At 34.4% G+C, this 24,300-nt stretch carries 24 protein-coding genes; 17 read left to right on the top strand and 7 right to left on the bottom strand.

What is annotated here, in order from left to right:
• Positions 1-288 precede the first annotated feature (288 nt).
• From BMW63_RS18315 to BMW63_RS02335, 5 genes are all read left to right on the top strand, one after another.
• Complete coding sequence (locus BMW63_RS18315; RefSeq protein ID WP_245744839.1) at positions 289-453, top strand: fibronectin type III-like domain-contianing protein; 165 nt, start codon at positions 289-291, stop codon at positions 451-453.
• Between the two features lie 330 nt (positions 454-783).
• On the top strand, positions 784-3,543 hold the full coding sequence (locus BMW63_RS02350) for a TonB-dependent receptor (protein WP_074720825.1): 2,760 nt from the start codon (positions 784-786) through the stop codon (positions 3,541-3,543).
• 208 nt (positions 3,544-3,751) lie between these two features.
• Positions 3,752-4,873 (top strand): hypothetical protein, encoded by a 1,122-nt coding sequence (locus BMW63_RS02345; protein ID WP_074720823.1) that lies wholly within the window; start codon positions 3,752-3,754, stop codon positions 4,871-4,873.
• 103 nt (positions 4,874-4,976) lie between these two features.
• The gene (locus BMW63_RS02340; RefSeq protein ID WP_074720821.1) at positions 4,977-5,315 is read left to right on the top strand and encodes a T9SS type A sorting domain-containing protein; all 339 of its coding nucleotides are present in this window, start codon (positions 4,977-4,979) and stop codon (positions 5,313-5,315) included.
• A gap of 124 nt (positions 5,316-5,439) precedes the next feature.
• Positions 5,440-6,420 (top strand): LuxE/PaaK family acyltransferase, encoded by a 981-nt coding sequence (locus BMW63_RS02335; RefSeq protein WP_074720819.1) that lies wholly within the window; start codon positions 5,440-5,442, stop codon positions 6,418-6,420.
• 44 nt (positions 6,421-6,464) lie between these two features.
• On the opposite strand, the gene tyrS is transcribed toward BMW63_RS02335, so the two are convergent.
• A complete protein-coding gene (gene tyrS, locus BMW63_RS02330; RefSeq protein ID WP_074720817.1) occupies positions 6,465-7,763 on the bottom strand; it encodes a tyrosine--tRNA ligase in 1,299 nt (432 codons plus the stop codon).
• A 93-nt stretch (positions 7,764-7,856) separates the two neighbouring features.
• Here tyrS and BMW63_RS02325 point away from each other — a divergent pair, with 93 nt between their 5' ends.
• Positions 7,857-8,858, top strand: a complete 1,002-nt coding sequence (locus BMW63_RS02325) for an NAD-dependent epimerase/dehydratase family protein (RefSeq protein WP_074720815.1) — start codon at positions 7,857-7,859, stop codon at positions 8,856-8,858.
• A 10-nt stretch (positions 8,859-8,868) separates the two neighbouring features.
• Here the strand turns inward: BMW63_RS02325 and BMW63_RS02320 are convergent, their stop codons facing one another.
• From BMW63_RS02320 to BMW63_RS02310, 3 genes are read right to left on the bottom strand one after another with little or no spacing between them, the layout of a single operon-like run.
• Entirely contained in the window at positions 8,869-9,351 is a 483-nt protein-coding gene (locus tag BMW63_RS02320) for a DUF4296 domain-containing protein (RefSeq protein ID WP_074720813.1), read from the bottom strand.
• A gap of 12 nt (positions 9,352-9,363) precedes the next feature.
• On the bottom strand, positions 9,364-10,704 hold the full coding sequence (locus BMW63_RS02315) for a dihydroorotase (RefSeq protein ID WP_074720811.1): 1,341 nt from the start codon (positions 10,702-10,704) through the stop codon (positions 9,364-9,366).
• Positions 10,705-10,715: 11 nt separating this feature from the next.
• Complete coding sequence (locus tag BMW63_RS02310) at positions 10,716-11,441, bottom strand: polyprenol monophosphomannose synthase (RefSeq protein ID WP_074720809.1); 726 nt, start codon at positions 11,439-11,441, stop codon at positions 10,716-10,718.
• A gap of 104 nt (positions 11,442-11,545) precedes the next feature.
• Here BMW63_RS02310 and BMW63_RS02305 point away from each other — a divergent pair, with 104 nt between their 5' ends.
• From BMW63_RS02305 to BMW63_RS02295, 3 genes are all read left to right on the top strand, one after another.
• Positions 11,546-12,217 carry a DUF4271 domain-containing protein gene (locus BMW63_RS02305; protein WP_074720807.1) on the top strand — a complete coding sequence of 224 codons (672 nt, stop codon included), beginning with the start codon at positions 11,546-11,548 and terminating at the stop codon, positions 12,215-12,217.
• 13 nt (positions 12,218-12,230) lie between these two features.
• The gene (locus BMW63_RS02300; RefSeq protein WP_074720805.1) at positions 12,231-12,980 is read left to right on the top strand and encodes a uroporphyrinogen-III synthase; all 750 of its coding nucleotides are present in this window, start codon (positions 12,231-12,233) and stop codon (positions 12,978-12,980) included.
• Positions 12,981-13,347: 367 nt separating this feature from the next.
• Complete coding sequence (locus BMW63_RS02295; RefSeq protein WP_074720803.1) at positions 13,348-13,818, top strand: Lrp/AsnC family transcriptional regulator; 471 nt, start codon at positions 13,348-13,350, stop codon at positions 13,816-13,818.
• Between the two features lie 72 nt (positions 13,819-13,890).
• Here BMW63_RS02295 and BMW63_RS02290 read toward each other — a convergent pair whose 3' ends face one another.
• Both BMW63_RS02290 and BMW63_RS02285 read right to left on the bottom strand, forming a co-directional pair.
• Positions 13,891-14,583 carry a zinc metallopeptidase gene (locus BMW63_RS02290; RefSeq protein WP_139174182.1) on the bottom strand — a complete coding sequence of 231 codons (693 nt, stop codon included), beginning with the start codon at positions 14,581-14,583 and terminating at the stop codon, positions 13,891-13,893.
• A gap of 364 nt (positions 14,584-14,947) precedes the next feature.
• Positions 14,948-18,016, bottom strand: coding sequence for a leucine--tRNA ligase (locus BMW63_RS02285; protein WP_074720801.1), 3,069 nt, complete (start codon positions 18,014-18,016; stop codon positions 14,948-14,950).
• A gap of 162 nt (positions 18,017-18,178) precedes the next feature.
• Here BMW63_RS02285 and BMW63_RS02280 point away from each other — a divergent pair, with 162 nt between their 5' ends.
• From BMW63_RS02280 to BMW63_RS02260, 5 genes are read left to right on the top strand one after another with little or no spacing between them, the layout of a single operon-like run.
• The gene (locus tag BMW63_RS02280) at positions 18,179-19,054 is read left to right on the top strand and encodes a cell division protein FtsX (RefSeq protein WP_074720799.1); all 876 of its coding nucleotides are present in this window, start codon (positions 18,179-18,181) and stop codon (positions 19,052-19,054) included.
• Positions 19,055-19,098: 44 nt separating this feature from the next.
• Positions 19,099-19,341, top strand: coding sequence for a DUF3098 domain-containing protein (locus BMW63_RS02275; protein ID WP_074720797.1), 243 nt, complete (start codon positions 19,099-19,101; stop codon positions 19,339-19,341).
• The gene (locus BMW63_RS02270; RefSeq protein ID WP_074720795.1) at positions 19,342-20,127 is read left to right on the top strand and encodes an undecaprenyl-diphosphate phosphatase; all 786 of its coding nucleotides are present in this window, start codon (positions 19,342-19,344) and stop codon (positions 20,125-20,127) included.
• The gene (gene truB, locus BMW63_RS02265; protein ID WP_074720793.1) at positions 20,127-20,822 is read left to right on the top strand and encodes a tRNA pseudouridine(55) synthase TruB; all 696 of its coding nucleotides are present in this window, start codon (positions 20,127-20,129) and stop codon (positions 20,820-20,822) included. Before BMW63_RS02270 ends, truB begins: the two co-directional genes overlap by 1 nt.
• 7 nt (positions 20,823-20,829) lie before the next feature.
• On the top strand, positions 20,830-21,360 hold the full coding sequence (locus tag BMW63_RS02260; RefSeq protein ID WP_074720791.1) for a hypothetical protein: 531 nt from the start codon (positions 20,830-20,832) through the stop codon (positions 21,358-21,360).
• A gap of 6 nt (positions 21,361-21,366) precedes the next feature.
• Here the strand turns inward: BMW63_RS02260 and BMW63_RS02255 are convergent, their stop codons facing one another.
• A complete protein-coding gene (locus BMW63_RS02255) occupies positions 21,367-21,984 on the bottom strand; it encodes a thioredoxin family protein (protein ID WP_074720789.1) in 618 nt (205 codons plus the stop codon).
• Positions 21,985-22,092: 108 nt separating this feature from the next.
• On the opposite strand from BMW63_RS02255, the gene BMW63_RS02250 reads away from it, so the two are divergent.
• The 3 genes from BMW63_RS02250 to frr all read left to right on the top strand — a co-directional run bounded on the left by BMW63_RS02250 (position 22,093) and on the right by frr (position 24,251).
• Positions 22,093-22,872 (top strand): patatin-like phospholipase family protein, encoded by a 780-nt coding sequence (locus BMW63_RS02250; RefSeq protein WP_074720787.1) that lies wholly within the window; start codon positions 22,093-22,095, stop codon positions 22,870-22,872.
• A 68-nt stretch (positions 22,873-22,940) separates the two neighbouring features.
• Positions 22,941-23,648, top strand: a complete 708-nt coding sequence (gene pyrH / locus BMW63_RS02245) for a UMP kinase (protein ID WP_074720784.1) — start codon at positions 22,941-22,943, stop codon at positions 23,646-23,648.
• Between the two features lie 39 nt (positions 23,649-23,687).
• Complete coding sequence (gene frr, locus BMW63_RS02240) at positions 23,688-24,251, top strand: ribosome recycling factor (RefSeq protein ID WP_074720782.1); 564 nt, start codon at positions 23,688-23,690, stop codon at positions 24,249-24,251.
• Positions 24,252-24,300 lie beyond the last annotated feature (49 nt).

Below are 24,300 nucleotides of genomic sequence, written 5' to 3'. Positions count from 1 at the left end.
CTGATATTCTTCATGGTTCCGTAAATCCAAGTAAAAAGACTGCCTTACAACTACCCTAGATATACAAACTCAGTAGAAAATATATTGAGAGATCAGCAGACTAAGAACAAAATAATGCTGTTCAATTTGAATTTGAAACAGGTTTATCATATACTACTTTTGGGTATTCCAATCTAACTATTGACATATTTGAAATTAGTAATACTGACTCCGTGACGATAAATGTTGCTATAAAACATAGGAAAAGTAACTGGAAAAGAATCCGTATTACTTTATTTATCAGACAAAGTGGCAAGTATTACACCAGAAGTAAAAGCATTAAAAAGATTTGAAAAAATAAGTTTAAACTCAGGAGAAAGTAAAAGAGTCACTTTTATACTAAATCAAAAAGACCTGCAGTTTGTAGGAAGTGATCTAAAATGGGTAGCCGAAGAAGGAACTTTTAAAATCTAAATTGGAAATCTTACTAAAGAATTTCTTTTAAAGTAAGATTTGACAAAACATACCTAACTATTAAAAACAAGCTTCCCAATTGGGAAGCTTGTTTTGTTTTAACATACTAATAAAAATCATCAACTGCTCAGAACATTGTAAGCTCCTCTTTGACGAGCTTAAATTTAACCTTACACCTATAAACATAGCAATAAACAAATTTATAAAAACCGCTATTAACGGTAATTAAATCTCGTAACTATTTGGTAATACTAACGAAACAAAATATTAATACCCCGGTAACACAAACTTTACAAAGACACCTTTACTTTGCAAAAAATTAAACAAACTATGAAACTTAAATTATTCATTTTAACGTTTTTAATCAGTACTCTAGCTTTCGCTCAAAATAAAGGTGCTATTTCTGGAGTACTAACTGATAAGGATTCAAACAATGAAACATTACCTTTTGCTAACGTTTTATTAAAAGGCACACCAATAAACGCAACTACAGATATTGACGGAAAATACTCCCTTAATGTTCCGGCAGGAAATTATGTAATACAGTTTAGTTTCATCGGATATGAATCAATAGAGGTTCCTGTTACAGTAAAAAGTGGAGAAACAATAACAGTAAGCAAAGCATTAGGGTCATCAAGTTACAAACTAGATGATGTAGTTATCACTACAACCGTAAACAAACAAAAAGAAACTGCCTTATTATTAGATCAAAAAAATGCTGTTGAAATAAAGCAAAGCATCGGTTCGCAAGAACTATCTAGAAAAGGAGTTAGTGATGTGGCTTCTGCCGTGACAAAAGTGAGCGGTGTATCTACACAAGAAGGCTCAGGAAGTGTTTTTGTACGAGGTTTAGGAGATCGTTATAATGTGACTACTTTAAATGGCCTGCCTTTACCATCTAACAATCCTAAAAACAAAAATATTCTTTTAGATATTTTTTCAACAGATATTGTTGAATCAGTAGGAATTAGCAAAACATTTGAGTCTCAAAATTATGCAGATTTTGGAGGAGCAAACGTGGATATTGTATCAAAGAAAATGACGGGTTCTCCATTCATTCAGATTGGTGTAGGTGTAGGCACGAACACAAACGTAGCTAAACTTGATAATTTCTACTTGCAAGATGGGCCTTCTTATTTTGGTTTCAATAAAATAAATGCGCCAAGTAATCCTTTGCTACCATACAACTATAGTAATAGCTGGGATAGACAAGAAAGAAAAAATACGTTAAATAATAATATTTCTCTATCCGCAGGAAAAAAATTCAATGTAGGTGACAACAGTACTATTAGCGCTTTTATAACTGCTGGATTTGATGCCGAAAACAAATACAACGAAGGGATTTACAGAACAACCATTACTGCACAAGGTGCTGCCAATACAGATCTATTTAGAAAATCGTATCAATTCAATACCAATTCTACTGTAATGGGTACAGCAGATTACAAAATCAATAGAAACAACTCTATTTTGTTTACTACTTTATTTTTAAACTCTACTTCACAAGATTACAGTGAGTATGAAGGGTTCAATATTGAGTTTTCAGGATTAGACCAAATTGGTTTTATAAAACGCGGAACTTTCGATAAGACACAGTTAATTGTAAACCAATTTTTAGGTAAGCACAAATATAATGAAAGAATTACAGCGAACTGGAGTCTTGGATACAGCATATTAGATAATACTATTCCAGATCGTATGCAAAATACGTTTGTTCCGTCAAGTGATGGATCTACAGACTATACTTTTTTCAAAAACTCAAGTATAAACAATCACCGTTACTATCAAGGTTTGACTGAAAAAGAATGGTCAGCAAATGTTTCAGGCTCGTATAACTTTGCTAAAGTAGATGAAGACATCTTCAAAGGTAAAGCTACTCTTGGTTACTCCGGTAAAATGAAAATTGTTGATTTCAATTCACAACAATATTCATTTTTTCCAGAAACAAACAAAACACTTTTTTCAAAAGATGAATTTAATAATACTGATGAATACTTAAACAGCAATAACTTTGATCTTACTAATGGCGACAGTTCTGGTAAACTTTCTCAGCTATATAATGGACATTTAAATATCCATGCCATCTACGGAAATGCACAATATAATTTTACCGATAGATTATCCGTGATTTTAGGAGGTAGATTTGAACAAATAGAGCAATATGTTTATTACATGAGTTTAGATGCACCAGACGGAACTGGCAATACTTACGCACCTGTGAAGTTTTTACCTAGCATAATCGCTAAATACAAATTAAATGATAAGCAAAACTTAAAATTTGCAGCTAGTAATACTTATACCTTACCACAATTTAAAGAAAAAGTAAGAATCCTTTTTCAAGAAGTAGGACAAAGTTATGAAGGTAACGATAAACTTTACGCTTCAACAAACTATAATGCTGATTTAAGTTGGGAATTATATCCTAGCAACGACGAAATACTTTCGGTAACTGCTTTCGGAAAATTAATCCAAAACCCAATCAATGAAATGTTTACCAATTCCTCTTCTGGAAACATTACTTGGGCAAACACAGGTGATAACGCAGTAGTCGCTGGAATTGAGTTAGAATTTAGAAAAAATATTTTTGAACTCAGTGATGAGAATAATTTAAAAGAGAAACTAACTTTCGGGTTTAACGGATCATACATGTATCAGGACATGGATTTAAGTAACGCCAAAGTTTTGAATGAAAATGGGTTCGGTGCTAATTTTACTTATAAAAACTCAAAATTATCAGGAGCTGCTGACTTTTTAGCAAATGCAGACATGTCTTTTACAAAAGAATTTAAAAATGACAAAGACATTACTGCAACAGTAACCTACGCCTATGTTTCTGATAAACTAGCTGTAATAGGAACTTCAGAAAGAGGAAATTTGATTGACAAATCAATTAGTAGATTAGACTTTATTCTAAAATCTAGTTTAACTAAAAAACTAAATATAGGGTTATCCTATAAAAACATATTAAACCCAGTTTATGAAAGATACACTGATCAAAGCAAAGCACCATTAATTAAAACTACTGATGTACTAGCGAGCTCATACAAAATAGGATCTAACTTAAGTTTGTCTTTAAATTATAAGTTCTAGTACCTAATTTATATAACATTAAAAAGAGGTAGTTGATTATCATCAGCTACCTCTTTTTGTTAGTAAATAACGGGTGTAAACTTAATGTTAATGAAATCGAAATCCACATAGAAATTCTTAACAGCAAAGTAATAATGGCTTAACCTGAAAAAAACATTAAAACTGTTTCTTTGTACTGTTAAAAAAACATAAACAAAATTAAAGAAAAATGAAAAAATCAATTTTAGCAATTTTAACCGTCGTGACTATTGCATTTACAAGCTGTACAAGTGATAACCCAGAAACAACAACTCCTTCTAACACTTTTGATTTAAAAGTAGATGATTTAAAAGGTGAAATAACAAACAATGAGACTGTAACTTTAGATGCTACAAAAACGTACACATTAACAGGAGGTTTGATTGTACGATCAGGCGCTTCTTTGATTATTCCTGCAGGAACAACAATAAAATCTGACCCTACAGCTGATACAGAAAAAGCTAAAACAATATTTATAGCTATCGAGAGAGGCGCAAAAATCTTCGTAAATGGTACTGCTACTAAACCTGTAGTGATGACTTCTGGTAAAACTGCTCCTACTGAAGGTAACTGGGGAGGATTAATTATCTGTGGTGATGCTAAAGTAAATACTGGTGATAATGGTACATCTGAAGTAGGTGGATTATTATACGGAGGTAACAACAATGCGGATTCATCTGGAAAAATCACTTACTTAAAAATATCCTACACTGGATCAAAATTTAGTGATAGTAAAGAATACAATGGAGTTTCATTCTTTGGAGTAGGTAGTGGTACTGAAGTATCAAATATATATACTTTTGAAAGTGGTGATGATGCTGTAGAATTTTTTGGAGGCGCAGTAAATGCAAGTAAATTAGTACTTGTAAACTCTTATGATGATTCATTAGATTACGCAGATGGATACATCGGAACAATCACAGACGTTTACATCAACGGTGTTTCATTTGGTGGTGTTGAAGGATCAAACAACGGACAAAACGATATCGCTTTACCAATGACAGATGCGAAGATTTTAAACATGTCTATTGTAAAAGGAACAGCTACTAAATTTACAGCTTCTGAGAAAGCAATCAACTTCAAAGAAGGTGGTGGAAAACAAACGTACACAAACCTATTTGTTGATGGTATTGCAATTTTTGCAAAATTAGATTCAAATACTGGAGCTACTGCAAGAATCGCTGCTGGAGATTTCAAAGTAAATGGCGCAAATTTTGTAACTGCAAATAATACTACTGCAGTTTATGTAACAAATCAAACTGGTGCTGGTGCTGGTGCATCTCTACCTTCTTGGGCTGATTGGACTAAATAATTTCATTACAAATAAAATAGTAAAACACCTTTCTTTTGAAGGGTGTTTTTATTTTGGTATAGTATTTGATTTTTTTTGTATATTTACTAAACAAAATAAAGCTATGGCAAAAAATTACTTTTATATTGCAACCTTATTGGTTTTTTTCTTTTCTGTGAGCCTTAGTGCTCAAGATGCAAAGCAACAAACAAAACTACAGGAATCCTCCTTAATTGAAGGCTTGAATCTCTATCCGAACCCTGTGACTAATGGAAAGGTGTATGTTTCTACAAAAAATGATTCCAATAAAGAAATAATCATTTTTGATCTTTTAGGCAAAAAAGTACTTCAAACATTAATAAATTCAAAAGAACTAAATGTCTCCAGTCTTACCCCTGGTGTTTATATTATAAAGATTAATGAAGAAAACGCAACGGCTACCAGAAAACTTATTATCAGGTAAAAATTACGTTCGAAAAATAACTTAAATAGCTCCAACTTCAATTGGGGCTTTTTTTAATTCAAATCGGAATGTCTTTTAATAGCTAAAAGAGCTATTAAAATTTATACCTTTGTAAAAAAAATTCTTGATTACAGCTACTGATATATTTGCCATTTCGAGTCAAAAGCAATTTGAAAAAATTGCCTTAAAAGTATTTCGTTACCAACACGAAAACAACTTGGTCTACCGAGAATTTTGTGATCTCATGAAAGTAGAGCCTCAGAAAGTGAAGGCATTGCAACAAATTCCATTTTTACCCATTCAGTTTTTCAAAAGTCATGCGGTGGTTTCGAATACTAACCCAGTGCAAAACACATTTACCAGCAGCGGAACGACCGGAACGATAACGAGCAAACATCTGGTAACAGACACTTCTATTTATGAAGAAAGCTACCGCTTAGGATTTTCTCAGTTTTACGGAAACATCGAAGACTATGTGGTTTTAGCCTTACTACCTTCTTATCTGGAAAGAGAAGGATCCTCCTTGATTTATATGGTCGAAGATCTAATCGCGCTATCCAATCATGACGAAAGTGGTTTTTATTTGCACAATCATGATGAACTAATAAAGAAATTAACTGCATTAGACCAGTCTGGCCAAAATGTTATTCTTATCGGAGTCACTTTTGCTTTATTGGATCTAATTGAAAAACATCAATTTCAATTGCAAAACACCATCATAATGGAAACAGGCGGTATGAAAGGCAGACGAAAAGAAATGATTAGGGAAGAACTGCATCAGCAGCTTTGTCGAGGCTTTGGCGTGACAGCGATTCATTCTGAATATGGAATGACAGAATTACTTTCTCAAGCCTATTCCTTAGGAGAAGGTGTGTTTGAGTGCCCTGCTTGGATACAAATCCTCATTCGTGATACTGAAGATGCGCTGACCTATATTCCGCAAGGAAAAACAGGTGGAATCAACGTAATTGACTTAGCTAACATTAATTCCTGTTCTTTTATCGCCACGCAGGACTTGGGCAAAAAAAATCCCAACAACTCTTTCGAGGTATTGGGACGTTTTGATAATTCTGATATCCGAGGCTGCAACCTTATGGTGCTTTAAAAAATAAATTCGGTTATTTATTAAACAGTTAACCAGATTTATAATTAAACTATTCTTACCACAAAATAATTCTTCTTCCCACTTTGCAATAATACAAATTGATCGTTGATTAAATCTTTAGAAGAAAGAACAAAATCTTCACTTACCTTTTCTTTATTAATCGAAATAGAATTTGCTGTAAGCGCACGTCTGGCTTCTCCATTTGACTTAAAAAATCCTGTTTTTTCATTCAAAAGGACAATAACCTCAATTCCAGATTCCATTTCTGCTCTAGGAATTTCCGCTTGAGGAACACCATCAAATACTTCTAAGAAAGTCGCTTCATCTAGTTCTTTCAAATCATCGGCTGTAGCATTTCCAAAAAGGATGTTAGAAGCCTTGATCGCTTTTTCTAATTCTTCTTTCGAATGAACAAAAACTGTTAACTCTTCTGCTAATTTGCGTTGCAACACTCTTAAATGTGGTGCTGTTTTATGTTCTTCGATTAAAGCTTCAATTGTATCTTTATCTAAAAAAGTAAAAATCTTGATGTACTTTTCCGCATCAACATCGGTCGTATTTAACCAAAACTGGTAAAACTTGTACACAGATGTTTTATCAGCAGTTAACCAAACATTCCCACCTTCGGATTTACCAAATTTAGAACCATCCGCTTTTGTAATCAAGGGACAAGTCATTGCGTACGCTTTTGCCTCTTCCCCTATATTCATACGACGCACTAATTCAGTTCCAGTAGTGATATTTCCCCATTGGTCTGAACCACCCATTTGCAACAAACAGTTGTATTCTTTATGTAAATGATAAAAATCGTATCCTTGAATTAATTGGTATGTAAACTCTGTAAACGACATTCCTTCTCCTTCACCTGCTAATCTTTTCTTTACAGAATCCTTAGCCATCATATAATTTACGGTGATACGTTTACCCACATCACGAGCAAAGTTGACGAAAGACAACTCTTTCATCCAGTCGTAATTATTCACTAAAACTGGTGCATTTACAGCATCTGAATTAAAATCTAAGAAACGAGACAATACCCCTTTTATTCCTTCTACATTATGATTTAAAGTCGCTTCATCGAGAAGGTTTCTTTCATCTGACTTTCCAGAGGGGTCACCAATCATTCCTGTCGCACCACCTACCAAAGCAATGGGTCTATGCCCAAAGTTTTTTAAGTGTACCAAAAGGACGATAGGAACTAAACTCCCAATATGCAAAGAATCAGAGGTAGGATCAAACCCTATATAAGTAGTGGTCATTTCTTTTAAAAGTTGTTCTTCGGTTCCTGGCATAATGTCGTGAACCAATCCGCGCCACTGTAATTCGGAAATAATATTTTTCATTTTCTAAAAATCAATTTCCACAAAGATAGTTTTAATTGGATAATTTGAAAATCAATCGGTCTAAAAATCCAACAATCTAATTATCTTTACAAAATGATTTTAGTAACAGGAGGAACTGGTTTAGTGGGAGCGCATTTATTGCTGTATTTAATAGAATCCGAAAATATCGGAGCTGCAAAAATACGGGCTATTTATCGGAATTCGGAGACGATCAAAAAAACGAAATCCCTATTCCAACTTTATAACAAATCAGGTTTATTTAACGCCATAGAATGGGTAGAGGGAGACATTATTGACATCACAACATTAGAGCATGCCTTTATAGGAATTGATTATGTCTACCATTGTGCTGCCTTAATTTCATTTGATCCAAAAGACGAAGACGTACTACGCAAAACCAATATTGAAGGGACGGCAAACATTGTAAATTTTTGCCTTGCCAAAGGAATTAAAAAATTATGTTACATCAGCTCGACGGCGGCATTAGGTGACCTAGCAAGCACCGCAACGATTATTACGGAAGAAACAGAATGGAATCCAGAAAAACCACACAGCGATTACGCTATTTCTAAATATGGCGCTGAAATGGAAATCTGGCGAGGCCAGCAAGAAGGCTTAGATGTTATAATTGTAAATCCTGGAATTATTATTGGCCCCGGTTTTCAAGAACAAGGAAGTGGCCTACTTTTTAAGGCAGTTGCAAAGGGATTACGTTATTATACGCTTGGAGTAACCGGATTTGTGGCGGTAAGTGATGTGGTAAGAATGACTGCTCAATTGATGAAAAGCGAAATCAGGAACGAACGTTTTATCCTGATTGCAGAAAACATATCCTTTCAAGATATAATAAACACTATTGCTGACGCATTGAAGGTAAAAAGACCTTCCCGTCAAATGAAACCGTATTTAATAGAAATGGGCTGGAGACTAGATTGGATTTTAGCAAATGTTTTCAATAAAAAAAGAAAATTAACTCAAACTACCGCTAAAGCATCCTATTCTATACATGAATACTCCAATGAAAAGATTAAAATGACATTAAAAACTAATTTCACAGACGTCCACCAGTATATTAAGGAAATTTCAAACTTATAAATTCATTACTTTATTTACTTTGCAAAGCATTTCTTCTCATTTTTCTGACAATACCTCCCTTTTTTAGTACTATAGAATCTTTTTTTATCGAGCTAGGCTTGATTCGTTTTATGGAATCAGCTTTTGCCTTTGCTTCTTTTTTCTCTTGCCTTTTTACTACTGAATCCATGACTACTTTCTTAGATTCAATACGTTTGATAACCTCATCATACATTTCTTTGTAATCAATATAATTAGAAGCGTAATAAATATTGCTTTGCGCAAATTGTATACTATCAATTTTAAACTTTTTATAAATGTACTTAGAAGGACTAATTTCATAAGTCACTGCTGATGTTGGTATTTGATATTTTACAGCATCCAAAATCGACAAATCATATATTACATCTATCATCTTATCTTTTGGTATAAGATTGTCGGGCTTATTTACCGCATCTTCTTTACAGCTAATAAAACCAAGTAAAATGGTCAAAAGTAACAGTTTCTTTATCATCTATTTTATCTATTAGCGATCAAACAAGAGTCTTTTTCCTGCACGAATATTTTTTACTTTAAAAGCATTATAGACTAATTGGCCATTTACAAAAGTGTGTGTAATTCTCGATTTGAACGTGAATCCTTCAAATGGCGACCATCCGCATTTAGCAAATATATTCTCTTTCTTTACGCTCCAAGGTAAACCTGGATTTACGATAACTAAATCGGCATAATAGCCTTCTTTTATGAAACCACGATTTTCTATTTTGAATAATTTAGCAGGATTGTGACACATTTTCTCCACAATTTTCTCAATGCTAATTTTCCCTTGATGATGAGCCTCAAACATTGCCACGACCGCATGTTGCACTAACGGACCTCCTGAAGGAGCTTTTAGATACGGTTGTTGTTTTTCTTCTAATGTATGTGGTGCATGGTCTGTTGCGATCACATCGATTCTGTCATCCAATAAAGCCTCCCAAAGTACTTTACGATCATTGGCTGTCTTAACTGCAGGGTTCCATTTAATCAGATTTCCTTTTGTCGCGTAATCCTCATTAGTAAACCATAAATGATGAATACAAACTTCGGCTGTAATTTTCTTTTCTTCCAATGGAATTTTGTTCGTAAACAAATCCATTTCTTTGGCAGTAGAAAGATGAAAAACATGCAAACGAGCTCCTGTTTTTTTAGCCAAGGCAACCGCTTTAGAAGAAGAGATATAACAAGCCTCTTCACTACGAATCAGGTGATGCATAGTAACAGGTACATCCTCGCCATATTCTGCTTTATATTTCTCTGTATTATTTCTTATTGTCTCTTCATCTTCACAATGAACGGCAATAAGCATCGGTGTACTGGAAAATATTTTTTCCAGAGTATCTTCATTATCAACTAACATATTACCCGTTGAAGACCCTAAAAATATTTTTATACCAGCAACATTTCTTGGGTTTGTTTTCAAGACTTCTTCCAAGTTGTCATTTGTCGCTCCCATCATAAACGAATAGTTCGCATACGATTTTTCGGCAGCAAGCTCGTATTTTTGTTCTAATATTTCTTGAGTAACCGCGTTAGGAATTGTGTTGGGTTGCTCAATATAAGTTGTAATCCCACCTGCAACGGCAGCTCTAGACTCTGATTCTATATCCCCTTTATAGGTTAAGCCCGGCTCCCTAAAATGCACTTGATCATCAATTGCTCCCGGAATAAGGTAATTGCCTTCAGCATCAATAATTTGACAGTCTGATGATTTAGCACTAATGCTTTCTGCAATTTCAACAATAATATCATTCTCAATCAAAACATCACCCTCAAAAATCACTCCCTCATTTACTATCTTGGCATTCTTAATTAAAATACATTTCATTGTATATTTGCTTATAAACTATTAACTAATTTTTTTAATCGTAGAGAAATTACTCCAAAAACAGCTTCAACAATTATTGAATTACTCATTTTTGACACCCCTTTTGTTCTGTCCGTAAAAATGATTGGCACTTCGACAATATTGAATTTTTTACAAAAAGTCCTGTATTTCATTTCAATCTGAAACGCATAACCAACAAATTTTATTCTATTGAGGTCGATTCCTTCAAGAACCTCTCTTTTATAACAGACGTAGCCTGCTGTAGCATCATGGATCTTCATCCCAGTAATAATTTGAACATATACCGATGCAAAATAAGACATCAATACCCTGTTTAATGGCCAATTGACTACATTTACTCCTGTAACATATCGTGAACCAATTGCTAAATCAGCATTCCCAAAATGACAGGCGTTGTATAATTTTTCTAAGTCATTCGGATTATGAGAAAAATCAGCATCCATTTCAAAAATAAAACTGTATTTTTTTTCTAATGCCCATCTAAACCCGTGTACATATGCTGTTCCTAGTCCCGCTTTCGTTCTTCTATTCTCTAAGAATAGACGATCCGCAAATTCTGTTTGAAGCAATCTGACTTTATCTGCGGTCTTATCCGGAGAATTATCGTCAACAATAAGAATGTCAAAAGGTTTGTGTTGAGAAAGCACCGACCTGATTATGCTTTCAATATTTTCAATTTCGTTATAGGTAGGAATTATAACAATACAGTCGTTCATATTTCTAGTAATTTCAACGCAAAAGTAACGTTTTTATGGCATTTGATTCATAATAAAATTATAATAAAAAGATTGATATAAAAAATTAGTAATTTTGCAGCGCTATGATTGAACACCTACTTCATCCAAGAATAACAGAAAGCAAAGATTGGGCGACCATTTTATTTGTCTTGGCATTTGCTATTATCGCAATTACTAAATCAGTTTATGAAAATAGATTTAGCGATTTTATGAATTTGATCTTTTCAGATAAATATTCTAATGTATATCGCGATGGAAGCCATCTAAAAGGCAGTTTTACCATTTCGCTTTTTCTTGTGCAAGTAATTTCCTTTGCCTTTTTCATCCAGCTTTCCCTAAGCTTTTTTGGATATGGCTCAAAGACAGACTGGATCCTTTACATTCAAATTATTACGTTTTTGATATTTTTCATTTTATCTAAATTTCTGGTCGAAAAAATTATCGCTACTGCATTTAATATTGAAGAGTTTGTTGACCAATTTAATCTTCAAAAGGTTACTTACAGAACGTATATTGGTCTATTTATCTTACCTATCAACACGATATTGTTTTATTACGATACAATATCAAGAAATATTTTATTAATAATTATATCTATAGTATTGATAATCAATGTTTTTGCATATTTGCTTTCAATAAAAAAATATCAAAATTTAATATTCAGTAAGATGTTTTATTTTATTTTATATCTTTGCGCTCTCGAAATAGCCCCTTATTTTTTCATGCTATTTATGTTTAAAAAAGGAGGCGCTTAGAAAATGTTAAAATATGAAAGTGAAAACAATTTTGGTGTCACAGCCCGAGCCTAAAGTAGAGAATTCTCCTTACTTTGAACTCCAACAGAAGCATAAAGTTAAAATTGATTTCAGACCTTTTATCCATATAGAAGGAGTTAATGCCAAAGAGATTAGACTGCAAAAGATCGATCTTAATAATTATACAGCAATTATTTTAACTAGTCGAAACGCAGTAGATCATTTCTTTAGAGTAGCTGATGAAATGCGTTTCAAAGTACCCGAAGGATTGAAATACTTCTGCCAATCTGAAGCAGTAGCCTTTTATTTGCAAAAATATGTTGTTTATAGAAAACGTAAAATTTACGTTGGCCCTAAGGATTTTGCAGATTTATCTCCATTGATAAAAAAATACAAAGACGAGAAATTTCTTTTACCAGCCTCAGATCAATTAAATGCTGATGCAACAATCACGCTTAATGGATTAAAAGTAGACTGGACTCCAGGTATTTTTTACAAAACAGTGATGAGCGATCTTTCGGATCTAGCAGATGTATACTATGATGTATTGGCGTTTTTTAGTCCAACTGGAATTAAATCTTTATTTAAAAACTTTCCGGACTTTAAACAAAATGATACTAGAATAGCTGTTTTTGGAAGTACTACTCAAAAAGAAGCGTTAGACAATGGTTTAAGAGTTGATATTTTGGCTCCATCACCAAATACGCCTTCGATGACAATGGCCTTAGAAAAATATATCACTGAAGCGAATAAGGGAAAATAATGCCCGACCTCGATCTTAAATAAAAACTAAAAAAACCATCTGGATAACAGATGGTTTTTTTTATGCTCAATTCCCACCTAAAACGAACTCTTCTTCTTCGACACAAGCTTACTCTTGATCTCCAATTTACACCAAAAACAAGTACAACATAGTCCAAACTAATTTTTGTCACATCGAGCGAAGTCGAGATGCAATAATGGTTCTCGACTCCGCTCGAACTGACAATTGGACTGTTTTACAACTAGTACTGGTATTAATTAAAAACACCTCTAAATAAAGCTCAAACACGCTTTAATTAGTTGTTTTTGTTTAATTTTGGTTTTCAATTACAACTAAGTACCCTAGTTTTAGTTCTAAAATAAAAGCTATGAAAATAAACTCCATGATAGTAGAAATAGATGGAATCGATAAAGAAATTTTAAGATTCCTGATGGAAGACGCCCGAAAACCAATCCTTCAAATCGCAAACAAAATTGGAATTTCAGGAGCTGCGATTCATCAGCGGTTGAGAAAGCTAGAGCAATCTGGTGTAATCTCAGGATCAAAATTTGTAGTAAACCATAAAGTTCTTGGTTACAATACCATGGCTTTTGTTGGAGTATATCTAGACAAAGCAGCGCGAAACCTTGAAGCTGTTAAAGAACTAAAGAAAATCCCAGAAGTACTAGAGTGCCATTACACCACCGGAAACTGGTCTATCTTAATTAAAATTATCTGTAGAGACAACCAACATTTAATGAATTTACTAAATACCAAAATTCAAACAATAGAAGGCGTTTCTAGAACAGAAACGTTCATTTCTTTGGACCAACAAATTGATAGACAAATTCAACTGTAAAAAGCTAAAGAAAGGAAATTCCAAATTCCAATCGTAATGCATTGAAATTTGGAATTTAGAATATTCATTTTTTTAGTCTCTTCGACTACCACCTCCCATATAAATGGAAACGTAATATAATAAAGTAGCAATAGATCCCAACGCGGCCACTACATAAGTTCTGGCAGCCCATTTCAAAGCATCTTTGGCTCCATCATGCTCTTGTTGCGTAAGCATTCTTTTATTCTCTAACCAAGCCAACGCACGATGACTAGCATCATACTCCACCGGTAAAGTTACTATTGAAAAAATAGTGGTTGCCGCAAAAAGCACAATTCCAAAAAGCAATAACTGCGGAAAACTATTCATCAATAAAATTCCACCTATCAAAATCCATTGCATGTACGACGATGCCACATTTACAAAAGGAACTAACTTAGAACGCATGGTTAACCATTGATAGCCCACGGCATGTTGCACCGCATGACCACACTCGTGCGCTGCTACAGCTGCCGCAGCCGCATTGCGCTGATTGTACACTGCCTCGCTTAGATTCACCGTTTTATTAACTGGATTGTAATGATCTGTCAATTGCCCAGCTACCGAAATCACTCGCACATCGCGAATCCCATTATCAGCCAGCATCTTCTCAGCAATTTCAGCACCGCTCATTCCGTTTTGCAGCTGCATTTTAGAATAATGTTCAAATTTGCTTTTCAGTCTTGCACTTACTGCCCAGCTTGCCAGCATAATTGCACCTGCAAGAATTAAATAACTCATTCCCATATATTTTGTTTTTTGTTTGCTTCTTGTTTAAAGTTACAACTTACAATGCAAATTCTACACCAAATTTTAAGAATGTCAATTTGGCATCATAGAAATCAAATCCCAAATAGAAAAATTCCAAATTCCAACACAAACAACATTTAGGAAAAAAAAACTGAAACATATAGAATTATAGGATTCAACATTCTTTACCTTCTTCTATAAAGCTCGCTTTTTAACGTGCCTCTATAATTTTCTATGAAGAATAAAATGACTTCTTGCAATCTACTTCCCTATGAATCTTTGTGTTTAAAAATTAAAAAAAATCCCAATCATAATGAATTACAATTGGGATTTAGAATTTTAAAAAATGGTGCTAATACGCTTAGCCAACCAAATTAATGATCTTACCAGGTACAATAATCACTTTATTTGGTGTTCTACCTTCTAGTTGTTTTATCGTTCTTTCGTCTTTCATAATGATTTCCTCGATTTGATCTTTGGTTAAATCCAAAGGCAATTCGATCGTGAAACGCATTTTTCCGTTAAAAGAAACCGGATATTCTTTACTACTTTCTACCAAGTGTTTTGGTTCGAAAACAGGAAAAGGCACCGTTGCAATAGACCCTGATTTCCCTAATAACGACCACAACTCTTCGGCGATGTGCGGAGCATAAGGTGAAATCACGATTGCCAATGGTTGCAGAATAGCACGAGAATGACAACCCTGAGTAGATAATTCATTTACACAAATCATAAATTGTGAAACCGAAGTATTGAAAGAGAAATTCTCAATATCATCAGCCACTTTTTTAATGGTTTTGTGTAATGTTTTTAAGTTGTCTTTTGTTGGCACTTCATCAGTAACAATCAAATTGTGTTCGTCAAAATACAAACGACATAGTTTTTTTAAGAAACCGAAAACTCCCGAAATCCCCGCAGTGTTCCAAGGTTTCGCTTGTTCTAATGGCCCTAAGAACATTTCGTATAAACGTAAAGTATCTGCTCCGTATTCATTACAAATATCATCTGGAGTGACTACGTTGTAATACGACTTTGACATTTTTTCTACTTCACGACCAACTATAAATTTACCATCTTTTTCTGTAATAAACTCTGCCGTTTTATATTCCTCTCGCCATTTTTTAAAAACTTCAAGATCCAATTCATCAGAAGAATTTACAAAGCCTACATATGTGCGAGGTTTGACTTTTGAACATCTGTAGTCATAGCACTCACTTAATAAATTTTCATCAGAATTAATAAATTTTAATTTTGGAAACTTTTCACTTATCAAGTCACGTAAAATACTGTTATCAATTAATCCTTCTTGGTCAGATCTAAATTGCTCTGAATCAAATACATTTTTCGAAACACCTATGAAGAAAGGACGCGGCTTATCAAATGCAATCGATTCTTCATGTCCAAACATTACTTCGACAGAATCACGATAGCTAATTTCAGCCCAAACACCTTGAACAAAAGCACTAGTCCCCAAGATCATTCCTTGATTGATCAATTTCTTGAAAGGTTCTTCTGTGGGTGCAAAACCTTTGTCTTTTAAGAATTTATTCCAAAAACGCGAGTACAACAAGTGACCGGTCGCATGTTCGTTACCACCAATGTACAAATCGACACTTTCCCAATAGGCCAAAGCTTCCTTGCTTGCAAATTCGTTTTCATTCTTTGGATCCATATAACGCATCCAATAAAAGGAACTTCCTGCCCAACCTGGCATCGTATTCAATTCTAAAGGAAATACAGTCAAATGATCTACCAAATCAGTATTAACCACTTCATTTTTAGTCGTGTCCCAAGCCCAAACTTCAGCATTTCCTAAAGGTGGCAAACCATCTTCTGTAGGTAAATACTTTTCTACTTCTGGTAGTACAATTGGTAAATATTTCGAATCGATCATTTGCGGCAAGCCATTTACATAATAAACAGGAAACGGTTCTCCCCAATATCTTTGGCGAGAGAAAACAGCATCACGCAAACGGTAATTTGTTTTTCCTTTTCCTTGATTTATTTTTTCTAAGGCTTCAATTGCTTTGTAAGTTCCTTCTTTATATCCCAGTTCGTTTAAGAAATCAGAATCTACTAATTTGAAACCTTCTTTAGATCCAAAAGCAGCTTCTGAAATGTCTTTATCAAAAATATTTTTGATTGCTGGCATTCCGCTTTGTCCTTTGAAGAAATTAGCAAAAGCATAATCTCTTTCATCTCCGCAAGGAACGGCCATAACAGCTCCAGTTCCATAACCTGCCAAAACATAATCTCCTATCCAAACTGGAATAGGTTCTTTTGTAAAAGGATGCTCTGCGTACGCTCCTGTAAATACTCCTGAAATGGTTTTTACATCAGCCATACGCTCTCTTTCAGAACGCTTTGCCGTTTTTTCTATATAATTGCTAATCGCTTCTTTTTGTTCTGGAGTCGTAATTTGGGCAACTAATTCATGTTCTGGTGCCAAGGTCATAAACGTAACTCCAAAAATAGTATCAGGACGTGTAGTGAAAACTGCAATTTTCGCATCTGAATTCTGAATATTAAATTCGACTGTAGCGCCAACTGATTTCCCAATCCAATTTCTCTGACTTTCTTTGATGCTTTCGCTCCAGTCAATATCATTTAGTCCTTGCAACAAACGTTCCGCATAAGCGGAGATACGCATGCTCCATTGTGTCATTTTTTTACGGACCACGGTGAATCCACCACGTTCCGAAACACCATTTACGATTTCGTCGTTTGCCAAAACCGTCCCTAATCCAGGACACCAGTTGACTTCAGTCTCTGCCAAATACGTTAATCGGTATTGCAAAAGGATTTTTTCCTGTTGTTCTTTGTCGAAAGCATTCCATTCGCTTGACGAAAAAGATTCGATACTATCATCACAAACCGCATTAACTGTAGCATTTCCTTCTTTTTCAAAAATAGCCGCCAAAGTTGAAATATCTTCCGCCTTATCGTTGTCTTTGTTGTACCAAGAATTAAATAATTGGATGAAAATCCATTGGGTATGTTTGTAATAATCTGGATTAGAGGTACGCACTTCCCTACTCCAATCGAATGAAAACCCAATTTTGTCGAGTTGTTTTCTATATCCAGCAATTTTATTTCCTTCTTTATCATAACCACCATCAATATTTACTGAAGTGGTATCTTCCGGACGTTGCCCTGTTTGAATCGCATATTGTTCAGCCGGCAACCCAAAACTGTCATAACCCATTGGGTGTAAAACATTAAAACCTTGATGTCTTTTATACCTCGCATACACATCTGAAGCTATATATCCCAGAGGATGTCCTACGTGCAGCCCTGCTCCTGATGGATAAGGAAACATGTCTAACACATAATGCTTTGGTTTCTCAGAGTTGTTTACAGCAGCAAAAGTTTGATTTTCTGCCCAATATTTTTGCCATTTGGCTTCTATCTCGTTCGGATTGTATTTCATTTTAGGTGACAAAGTTACAAAGTGACAAAGTTTCTTAGACTTTCACTCCTGAATTATAAAGTTGCAAATTTACGTTTATTGTACGAAAATTGAAACTTTGGACGTTATTAACTTCATATAAAGAAATTCTTTATTATTTTTACCCCATAATTAAAGTAAACTATGAGTTCTTCATTTGATAGGTTTCAAAAACGCAGGTTAATTTCCTCTTATTTCTCGGTTGTTCTAAGTGTATTCTTAGTACTATTCCTATTGGGAATATTAGGCCTTTTTATTATAAATTCTAAAAAACTAGCTGACGACTTTAAAGAAAAAATTGCCATGACGGTATTTTTCAAAAATGAAGCTAATGACAGTATTTTAAAAGCCTTTTCGAAGGAGTTAAAAGTTGCTCCGTACGCAAAATCTACAGTTTATGTGACTAAAGAACAGGCTGCAAAACAACATACCGATATAATAGGTGAAGATTTTATGACATTTTTGGGCGAAAACCCATTGCAAAACTCATTCGACATTCACCTAAAAGCAGATTACGTTGAAAAGGATTCCATTGCTAAAGTCGAGAAAAAATTGCGACTAAATCCTATGATCTCCGATATTGTTTATGATAAACAATTAGTGAATTTAGTGAACGATAATATCAAGAAAGTGAGTATGTGGATTTTAATAATCAGCGGATTCCTTACTTTTATTGCTGTTTTATTAATTAACAGTTCGTTGCGACTATCGATTCACTCGAACCGATTTATCATTAAAACCATGCAAATGGTGGGAGCAACAAAATCATTTATCAGAAAACCGTTTGTCATACGTAGTATCAAACTAGGAATGCTAGGCGCTACTTTAGCCATTATTGCTTTGATTGGCGTATTAATTTATGTCGAAACTAGCTTCCCTGATTTAGGAATTCTTGACAACAAAGTTCTTATCGCGGGTGTATTATTGTCCGTATTAGGGATTGGTGTTTTGATTACTTGGTTAAGTACTCATTTTGCGACGCAGAAATTCTTGAATTTGAGAACAGACGATCTATATTAATCTAAGATTTAGGATTTCAGAATTTAAAAAGTAAAAAAGCATAAATGAAAGATAAAGACACAAAACAAGATTTTCTTTTTGGAAAAATAAACTATACCATTTTACTAATTGGTATAGCAGTAATTGCTCTCGGATTCATTCTAATGTCTGGCGGAGGAAGTGATGACCCTAATGTATATAGCGATGCTATTTTTAATTTTAGAAGAATTCGTCTCGCTCCAACAACCGTTTTAATCGGTTTTGGAATTACAGTGTACGCCATATTGAAAAATCCAAAGAAAGCATAAATGAATACATTACAAGCGATTATCCTTGCTATTATCGAAGGGATTACTGAGTTTTTACCCGTTTCTTCTACTGGACATATGATTATCGCTTCTTCCTTTTTTGGGATTGCAAGTGATGATTTTACAAAACTTTTTACCATTGTAATTCAATTGGGAGCTATTCTCTCCGTTGTTGTTTTGTATTTTAAACGCTTTTTTCAAACTTGGGACTTCTATTTTAAATTGTTTGTTGCTTTTATTCCTGCTGTAGTTCTAGGATTATTATTCAGCGACATGATCGATGAATTATTAGAAAGCCCTGTCACGGTTGCCGTTTCTCTTTTACTTGGTGGTATTGTTTTACTAAAAGTAGATGATTGGTTTAATCATTCAGAGGGCACGAAAGTCACCTACCTAAAAGCATTTAAAATTGGGTTATACCAATGTTTAGCAATGGTTCCCGGAGTTTCTAGAAGTGGTGCAAGCATTGTGGGTGGAATGTCCCAAAAACTAGCCCGCACATCGGCCGCTGAGTTTTCATTCTTTCTTGCTGTTCCTACTATGTTTGGTGCGACAGCAAAAAAATGTTATGACTATTACAAAGATGGTTTTGTCTTAACTCATGATCAAATCAATTTATTGATTATTGGCAATATCATCGCTTTTATCGTGGCGCTTTTAGCTATTAAAAGTTTTATCGAATTTTTAAGTAAAAAAGGTTTTAAAGTTTTTGGATATTACCGAATTGCTGCTGGAATCATTTTACTGATTATTCATTTTTTCATTCATCCCCTGACTATCATTTAATGACAGACGAAGACTACTTAAACGGACAAATTTTATTGATTGACAAGCCTTTGAATTGGACTTCCTTTCAGGCGGTAAATAAATTAAAATATGCGCTGATTAATAAACTGGGACTTCCTAAAAAATTTAAAATTGGTCATGCAGGAACTTTAGATCCGCTAGCTACAGGTTTGCTTTTAGTTTGCACCGGAAAATTCACTAAACGAATTACAGAACTTCAAGGTCAAGCCAAAGAATATACTGGTACTTTTTTTATTGGAGCCACAACTCCGTCCTACGATTTAGAAACTGAAATAGACAAAACATTCCCTACTTCACATATAAACGAGGCTTTAATTCATGAAACGGTAAAGCAGTTTTTAGGAGAAATAGACCAAATTCCCCCTATTTATTCCGCGATAAAAAAAGAAGGCGTTAGACTATATGAGCATGCTCGTGCAGGCAACGCAGTAGAAATTGCATCTCGAAAAACTACGATTCACGAATTTGAAATCACCAGAATTGCACTTCCTGAAATTGATTTCAGAGTGGTTTGCAGCAAAGGGACTTACATCCGTTCTTTAGCTTTTGATTTTGGAAAGGCAATGAATTCAGGATCCCATTTGACCGCCTTACGCCGTACAAAAATTGGAGATTATGATGTAAAAGATGCTGTGGATGTCGTTGTATTCGAAGATAATTTAGAATCAAAATAACCCTTTTTTGAAACGTCTAAAAACGATATTATTCGCACTATTTTTTTGCGGAAGTCTTTTTGCTCAAGACAAGAAAATCACTTATACTCAATTTGACGTCACATTAGCCTTAACCGGAAACCCTAAAAGAGGAGAAGTTGATCCTTATACCAATACAAAAGAATCTTGGTTCCTTCCCGACGGTATTGGAACAAAATTAGGCTATGGTCTACGCTATAAAAAATGGGTTGGATTAGGAATTCATAGCGGATTAATCTGGGATTGGTCAAACAAATTAGTGGTTACGCCTGTTTTTGCTAATTTAAGATTTAGTCCAAGTATAAGTGACGAAATCAGAATTACACTCCAGCTAGGCCTTGGAAAAGCAATTGCATTAGGTCGCGGCAACTTAAGTGGCGATTACAAAAAAATCAGTATCGGGATACAAAATGATGATGATATTTTAATTTTTATCGAACTCAATCATTATACTATTCCAATCAACAATCAAAGAGACTCAGGAAATATAAGTTTAGGGATTTCCTTAATCAGCTTCTAAATAGAGTTATTCTTCTTCCTTGTCTAAATCAAGCATCATCCAAATAATTTCTTCTTGAGTAGACAATCCTTTATCGTGGAAGTACCACAATTGTAAATCTGCTTTTGCCGTTTCATCAATAACACCGTGTTCTTTTTTATAGTTCGCAATTAAATCAGTGGCTCCTTTAGGTCGAGGTCCCCAATGAGCCAATCCACCACCTGTTTCTCTATTAATCACGATAAGTTTCGGGATCGCTTTGCCTTTATTCGTTAAAAACAAATTCATCAACTCCTCATTTTCATCACGCAAAACAATTTTCATCTCTATTTTTCCATCAGAGGCAGCGACCATTTTATCAAATACAGGAAGTAGTTGCGCTGCATCACCGCACCAGCCTTCAGAAATAACCAACCAAATGTAATCGTTTTTTAAGGATTCCAATTTCTCCACATTCGCTTGCGGTATCTTTAAGGTTTTATCTAAACGATTCATACGCGTCTCATTTAAATGACTGTAATTAGTTAAAGCAGCTGACTGTTCATTGCCAGTAGATTTATCATCCTTTAGTAAATCTGAAACTAATTTTCTATATTCGGAATAGGAATGACTGTTGAATAATGCTTTAGCAATCGATTTTCTCATGTTTTCTCTTTATTTATGTAAAGTTAAAACAATTTAATAATTTTTAACATGACAAAAGTCACTTAAAAAGAAGCAAAACAGTAATTTTAGAACAAATAAAAAAAGGAAATGGATTTCAATTCAAAATCAATTGGGCTTGTTCTTTCAGGTGGAGGTTCTAAAGGTATTGCTCATGCGGGTGCGATTAAATTTTTAGAAGAGCAAAACATCCGTCCCACCAGGATCGCCGGCACAAGCGCAGGTGCAATTGTAGGTGCACTATATGCTTGGGGAAAGACTCCTGATGAGATTTTAGATTTTTTTAAATCGGTTTATCTATTTCAATGGAGGCATTTCACTTTTAAAAAAGCGGGCTTGATAGATTCTGAATCCTTTAAAGAATATTTTCACGCCATCTTCGACAATGCAGTCCTGGGCGAACTAAAAATTCCTACACAAATAACAGCAACCGATATGGTTAGAGGAAGGTTGAAAATATTTGAGTCGGAAACAAAAATTAGTGACGCCCTTTTAGCATCTTCTGCTTTTCCTGGAATTATATCGCCTTTTGAAATTAACGGAGATTTGTATAGTGATGGTGGGATTTTAAATCATTTCCCAACAGATATATTACAAGGTCAATGTGAAAATATAATAGGTGTATATGTCAGTCCGATACAAAAAATAGAAGCGAAAGATTTAAATTCTATCAGAGCAGTGACCACCAGAGCTTTTGATATTCTTTCTGCTAATACAAATACACAAAAATTTAATATCTGTGAATGGGTGATTGAACCTAAAGAACTCAGTATTTACAGCACTTTTGAGATGAATAAAGCAAAAATGGACGCTATTTTTAAAATTGGTTATGAAGCCGCCAAGATTTCCTTTGATAAACTAAATTTATAAAAACTAAGCGACACTATTTCAAAAAAAAAGAATATCACTATATTTGCACCAAACAACTCAACATACACATGAAATATAAAAGAATTCTTCTGAAATTAAGTGGTGAAGCTTTAATGGGCGACAGACAATACGGTATTGACCCAGTAAGATTAGCTGAATATGCCGAAGAAATCAAAAAAATTCACGATAAAGGGACAGAAATCGCCATTGTAATAGGTGGTGGAAATATTTTTAGAGGAGTTGCAGGAGCCAGTAATGGAATGGATCGCGTACAAGGCGACTACATGGGAATGCTAGCCACGGTTATTAACGGAATGGCTTTGCAAGGTGCATTAGAAGACAAAGGAATGCTTACCCGTTTACAAACTGCATTAAAAATTGAAGCAATTGCAGAACCATATATTAAAAGAAGAGCGGTGCGTCACCTTGAGAAAGGAAGAATCGTAATCTTTGGAGCGGGAACTGGGAATCCCTATTTCACAACAGATACCGCAGCTGTTTTACGCGGTGTAGAAATACATGCTGATGTAATTCTAAAAGGGACACGTGTTGACGGAGTTTATGATTCAGATCCTGAAAAAAATCCAGACGCTGTCAAATTTGATTTTATTTCTTTTGACGACGTAATTAGCAAAGGATTGAATGTAATGGATTCCACTGCATTTACATTAAGTCAGGAAAATAAATTGCCGATTGTAATTTTCGATATGAACAAACAAGGTAATTTATTAAAAATTTGTGAAGGAGAAAACATAGGAACAGTAGTAAATATATAATCCCCTAAATCCCCGAAGGGGACTTAAAAATTGGAAATAATGACTGAAGAAATTGAATTTATATTAGATAGTACTAAAGAATCGATGATCGGTTCTATTGCCCACTTAGAAAAAGAGTTTCTAAACATTCGCGCAGGAAAAGCATCTCCAGCAATGCTAGGAAGTGTTTTTGTGGATTATTACGGCTCAGCTACACCGCTTTCACAAGTGGCAAAACTAAGCGTTCCTGATGCAAGAACCATCACGCTTCAGCCTTTTGAAAGAAACATGCTTCACGCTATTGAAAAAGCAATCATGGTAGCAAACATTGGGTTCAACCCAATGAATAATGGTGACCTGATCATTATCAGTGTTCCGCCGTTAACCGAAGAAAGAAGACGCGATCTTGCTAAACAAGCAAAAGTAGAAGCAGAAGACGCAAAAATAGGGGTTCGTAACGCTCGTAAAGATGCCAATTCTGATATCAAAAAATTAGAAAAAGACGGAACATCAGAAGACATTTGTAAAAGTGCCGAAGAAGAAGTTCAAATCTTAACCAATAATTATATCAAAAAAGTAGATGAACTTCTTGTTCATAAAGAAGCTGAAATCATGAAAGTATAACTTTCAACAAATCAATAGCATAATCCGTCCCGTTTACAAAGCGAGACGG

It is taken from the genome of Flavobacterium frigoris (genome assembly GCF_900111075.1).
Classification (GTDB): Bacteria; Bacteroidota; Bacteroidia; order Flavobacteriales; family Flavobacteriaceae; genus Flavobacterium; species Flavobacterium frigoris.
Note: the sequence above shows the minus strand (reverse complement) of the source record. Positions and strands in the feature narration are given on the sequence as shown.